Below are 4,762 nucleotides of genomic sequence, written 5' to 3'. Positions count from 1 at the left end.
TGAATTCTACAAAATGACCCGAAATTGCCTCAAGTGTGAGAAATCCGCGTCGATAGAGCCAGCATTCTGGATGACAGAAAGCATTTCTGAACGGTTGGTTGCATCTGCCTGAATGGCTTCTGCCCCGGTCTGGCGTGCAAGCTCATCAGATTTTGTGCGCGATCCGGCCCATGTGAAGCTTACGGATGCCCCATCGCGGGCCAAACGTCTGACAATTGCAGCTCCAATCCCTCGGCTACCGCCGATGACCAAGACCTTTTTGCCTGAAAACTCTGCCATGTTGTGCTCCCCTTGGTTCTGTATCGATCACTACAGAACGAGAAAGCATTAGAGCGCAAGTTAATTTTGTATCGAGTGATATGGAACTTTTGTTTTGTTGCTAAAGATTTTATAAAAATTATTCAGGGATATCTTTTTCTTTTTTTTCACCTTCAGCACTTACACTGAATTTTTGGTAAACGCCTAAAGCAATGACCATGAATGTGGCGACTATTAATAGCGCAGCAGGAAAAAGAATATCCTCTGGAGCTTTGCCGCTTCTTTCAAAAACACCGACCAATCCTTCAATAAAGACTGCAATAATAATTGTTGTCATGAATTTGGTGAGACTGACTCTAGCTTCGCTTAATGATTGCTTTTCTTTGGGGCGCAAGACTTCTTCTTCAATAAAGTATTTTGCAACATCAAAGACAGCAACGGCGATAACAACGTAGCTAATGGCTTGAACTATTTCTTCTCGTCCATCGTCAAGAGAGACTATAAATGCTGAAACAAGGCCAATTGTTCCAGACACAATGAGTAAAGTGGCCAATATTATTAAAAATATACTCGCCACACAGAATGCTAATCTGGAAATGTTTGTTATGGTATTAATTGTAAATTGTCCTTGCATGAGCAAATTGGTGCCAGAAGATAACATTTATTTTGGCAAAAAGTTTCCTACAATTCTGCTAGTTCTTCTCAATATATTGTTATCCTAGAAAAGGCTATTATGCGGTGCATCAATGGTGATTGTGGCATCACTTATTATGGCATGAGGTATACCTACACGGGTATAGATTTCATATAAAAGGTTTATTTTGATTTATGCATATCAATAAATAATAATTTGTAAATTTCTGATTTGGGTTATTATTTTGAAATAATATAAAAATGCAAAAGTTTTCGCGGTAAATATATTTTTCTTAACATTTGCAAAATCAATGCAGTTGGGTGTTTTGATGGTATAACTTTTTTAAAAGAGAATTATAAAAATATTATATATAATAAATAATTTATCAAATTTTTGATATGAATCAAAAGATCACCATGTCTCTTCATGGTATTTGTTATAACGTGTTAACAAAGGGCATCCGTCCGGTAATTATTGAAATTACTAGCCATTGCTTAATGTATGGCTGAGGGAAGGTAAAATTATGAGCACGACATCAGAAAATCCCAAACCTCTCGATGGCATTAAGGTTATTGATTTTGGGGGAGTGCAGTCGGTTCCATCTGCGGCTCAGTTACTGGCGTGGTATGGTGCTGATGTCATTAAAATTGAACGTGTAGGGGTAGGCGATATTACTCGCAACCAGCTTCGGGATATTCCGGATGCAGATGCTCTATATTTTACAATGTTGAACTGCAACAAGCGTTCTGTTGAGTTGAATACAAAAACACCTGAAGGCAAGGCTGTATTTGAAAAATGCCTCAAATGGGCAGATATTCTTCTTGAAAATTTTCGCCCCGGAGCCATGGAGCGTATGGGGTTTACGTGGGAATACCTACAGCAGCTCAACCCACGTCTGATTTACGGCACAGTTAAAGGATTTGGCGATAACTCCCCTTGGGCAGGGGTGAGCGCGTATGAAAATGTTGCCCAATGTGCAGGTGGCGCAACATCCACAACTGGTTATTGGAATGGTGCGCCACTTGTTGATGGTCAGGCTCCAGGCAATAATAATGGACCTTTGGTAAGTGCAGCTGCTTTGGGTGATAGTAACACAGGCAATCACTTGCTGATTGGTGTATTGGCTGCTTTGTTCGGGCGTGAACGGACGGGAAAGGGCCAAAAAATCAGCGTTTCCATGCAGGATGCTGTGCTGAACCTATGCCGTGTTAAACTGCGTGATCAGCAAAGGTTAGAACGCGTAGGGTATCTGGAAGAATATCCGCAATATCCAAATGGCAAATTTGGAGACACAGTGCCGCGTGGCGGCAATGCTGGTGGCGGTGGTCAGCCTGGCTGGATACTAAAGTGTAAGGGCTGGGAAACCGACGATAACGCCTATATTTATTGCACTGTGCAAGAACAGGATTGGGGCCCAACTTGTGAAGCCATAGGTAAGCCGGAATGGGCGACAGATCCTAAATACAATACGGCAAAAGCGCGTGAAACGCACATGTTTGAAATTTTTGCCGCGATTGAAACAGCTATTGCAGATAAAACAAAATATGAAGCAGTAGCACATTTGGCCAAGTATCGTGTGCCTTGTTCACCAGTGTTGTCCATGAAGGAAATTGCCGAAGCTCCGGATCTGCGTGAATCTGGAACAATTGTTGAAGTGCAGCAGCCAAAACGAGGCTCTTTCTTAACGATTAACCCAATTAAATTCAGCGGATTTACGCCTGAAATCAAAGCAGCTCCCTTGCTAGGGCAGCATACGGATGAGGTGCTGGCTGAACTGGGTTACACGGCTGAAGAAATCAAAAGCCTGCGAGATAAGAAAATCACCTGCGCATAATGCGACCATTGTGAAAAGTGACAGCACCTTAGGGTGTTAAATCTACCAGATATAAATTCCTGCATGGTTCTGTTTTGAGCATCTTTCATGCAGGAACGAGGAAAAGATTATGACAGACCAGACAGCACCAAGCACTCTGACGGATGGTTTCCATCTTGTTATTGAAGCCCTTAAGCTCAACAACATTTCCACAATGTTTGGTGTTGTCGGTATTCCGATTACAGATCTGGCTCGGCTCAGCCAAGCGGAAGGCATGCGGTTTATTAGTTTTCGGCACGAACAGCCTGCTGGCTATGCGGCAGCCATTACCGGGTATCTTACAAAAACGCCGGGTGTGTGCTTAACAACATCCGCTCCAGGTTTTCTAAATGGCCTTGTGGCAGCAGCAAATGCCAACACAAACGGCTTTCCAATGATTCTGATTAGCGGATCAAGCAATCGTGCCATTGTTGATCTGCAGCAAGGAGATTACGAAGAACTTGATCAGATGAATGCGGCCAAGCCTTTTGTAAAAGCGGCTTACCGTATTGATCGGCCAGAAGATATAGGAACCGGAGTGGCACGTGCCATCCGCACAGCCGTATCTGGTCGCCCCGGCGTTGTTTATCTTGATTTGCCCGCAGCGGTGCTGAGCGCAACTGTGGATGCGCAGGTTGGTCAGGCATCTTTAGTCAAGGTGGTGGATGCAGCAGCTCCTCAGCGTCCAACGGATGAAGCGATTGAACGTGCGGTCAGTCTGTTAGCTGCCGCAAAGCGTCCATTGATTCTTTTAGGAAAAGGGGCGGCTTACGCACAGGCAGATACGGCTATTCGTGATCTAGTCGAAAAGACCGGTATTCCGTTCCTGCCCATGTCCATGGCAAAAGGTTTGCTGCCCGATGGACATCCGTTATCTGCGGCCTCGGCACGGTCTTTGGCTCTTGCTCAGGCAGATGTGGTTCTGCTGGTAGGGGCGCGTCTGAATTGGATGCTAGCTCATGGTAAAGCACCGCAGTGGTCTCCAACGGTGAAATTTATCCAGGTTGAAGCTAATCCGAGCGAATTTGATAGTAACAGACCGATTGCCGCACCTGTTCCAGGTGATATTGCAGAATCTGTAAAAGCCTTGAATGCCGCTGTGGTAAGTAAGGGCGTGAAAGCAGATCCGGCATGGCTTGCGGAGCTAAATGCCAAGCGTGAGCAGAACGTTGCCAAGATGACTGCACGCTTGGAAAAAGTGACAGACCCAATGAACTTTTTCACAGCACTCAATGTCATCAAAGGGGTTCTGGAAGGGCGCGATTACTATCTGGTCAATGAAGGCGCGAACACATTGGATGTGACGCGTAATGTTATTGACATGAAGCTGCCGCGCCGCCGTCTGGACCCAGGCAGTTGGGGCACAATGGGCGTTGGGCTTGGATATGCCATTGGCGCGGCTGTTACTACAGGTAAGCCCATTGTAGCTATTGAAGGTGATAGTGCTTTTGGGTTTAGTGGCATGGAAATGGAAACAATCTGCCGTTACAAATTGCCTGTTGTTGTTATTGTATTCAATAATGGCGGGATTTATCGCGGGGATGATGTGAACCGCGGGAATGGAACAGACCCAGGCGTGACCCGGCTGGATGCTTCTGCGCATTATGAAAAGATTATCGAAGCCTTTGGTGGCGCAGGGTACGATGCACAAAAACCAGCGGATCTGAAACAGGCTCTGGAAACCGCTCTGGCATCTGGCAAGCCGGCCATGATCAACTGTGTTATTGATCCGCATGTCGGCACGGAAAGCGGACATCTTAGCAAGCTGAATCCGCAAAGTGCTGTTAAGGCTGGCGCCGCTACCTCCACCACAAAAGCTGCAAAATAAGGTGGTATGATGACTGAAACCACCGCAGCAAAAGCGAAGGGGCCCTTTGATGGGCTCCTCGTCATTGATCTTACGCATGTGCTGAATGGCCCATTCGGCACAACAATTCTCACAGATCTTGGTGCACGCACAATCAACGCGGAAATCTCACAGAAGGGTTGTACATCGGGTTAGATTATGAAAAAGTCTG

General features: G+C 45.5%; 5 protein-coding genes. 3 read left to right on the top strand and 2 right to left on the bottom strand.

Going from position 1 to position 4,762, the window contains the following annotated elements; genetic code table 11:
• Positions 1–6: 6 nt before the first annotated feature.
• Together APA10_RS10955 and APA10_RS10950 are read right to left on the bottom strand one after the other, a co-directional pair.
• On the bottom strand, positions 7–279 hold the full coding sequence (locus APA10_RS10955) for an SDR family NAD(P)-dependent oxidoreductase (RefSeq protein ID WP_035367633.1): 273 nt from the start codon (positions 277–279) through the stop codon (positions 7–9).
• Between the two features lie 118 nt (positions 280–397).
• Complete coding sequence (locus APA10_RS10950; protein WP_080587161.1) at positions 398–919, bottom strand: hypothetical protein; 522 nt, start codon at positions 917–919, stop codon at positions 398–400.
• Positions 920–1,415: 496 nt separating this feature from the next.
• Between APA10_RS10950 and frc the strand changes: the two genes are divergently transcribed.
• From frc to APA10_RS14970, 3 genes are all read left to right on the top strand, one after another.
• Complete coding sequence (frc, locus tag APA10_RS10945; RefSeq protein WP_035367631.1) at positions 1,416–2,726, top strand: formyl-CoA transferase; 1,311 nt, start codon at positions 1,416–1,418, stop codon at positions 2,724–2,726.
• A gap of 109 nt (positions 2,727–2,835) precedes the next feature.
• Positions 2,836–4,572 carry an oxalyl-CoA decarboxylase gene (gene oxc, locus APA10_RS10940; protein WP_080587160.1) on the top strand — a complete coding sequence of 579 codons (1,737 nt, stop codon included), beginning with the start codon at positions 2,836–2,838 and terminating at the stop codon, positions 4,570–4,572.
• A gap of 6 nt (positions 4,573–4,578) precedes the next feature.
• Positions 4,579–4,746, top strand: coding sequence for a CoA transferase (locus APA10_RS14970; protein WP_307718997.1), 168 nt, complete (start codon positions 4,579–4,581; stop codon positions 4,744–4,746).
• The last annotated feature ends 16 nt before the right edge of the window (positions 4,747–4,762 follow it).

The organism is Acetobacter pasteurianus subsp. pasteurianus LMG 1262 = NBRC 106471 (assembly GCF_000285275.1).
GTDB lineage: Bacteria > Pseudomonadota > Alphaproteobacteria > Acetobacterales > Acetobacteraceae > Acetobacter > Acetobacter pasteurianus.
Note: the sequence above shows the minus strand (reverse complement) of the source record. Positions and strands in the feature narration are given on the sequence as shown.

What these genes read in the sequence shown, in the direction of transcription:
- frc (WP_035367631.1), top strand. Translation starts at nt 1,416, where the DNA reads ATGAGCACGACATCAGAAAATCCCAAACCTCTCGATGGCATTAAGGTT.
- oxc (WP_080587160.1), top strand. Translation starts at nt 2,836, where the DNA reads ATGACAGACCAGACAGCACCAAGCACTCTGACGGATGGTTTCCATCTT.
- APA10_RS10950 (WP_080587161.1), bottom strand. Translation starts at nt 919, where the DNA reads ATGTTATCTTCTGGCACCAATTTGCTCATGCAAGGACAATTTACAATT.
- APA10_RS14970 (WP_307718997.1), top strand. Translation starts at nt 4,579, where the DNA reads ATGATGACTGAAACCACCGCAGCAAAAGCGAAGGGGCCCTTTGATGGG.
- APA10_RS10955 (WP_035367633.1), bottom strand. Translation starts at nt 279, where the DNA reads ATGGCAGAGTTTTCAGGCAAAAAGGTCTTGGTCATCGGCGGTAGCCGA.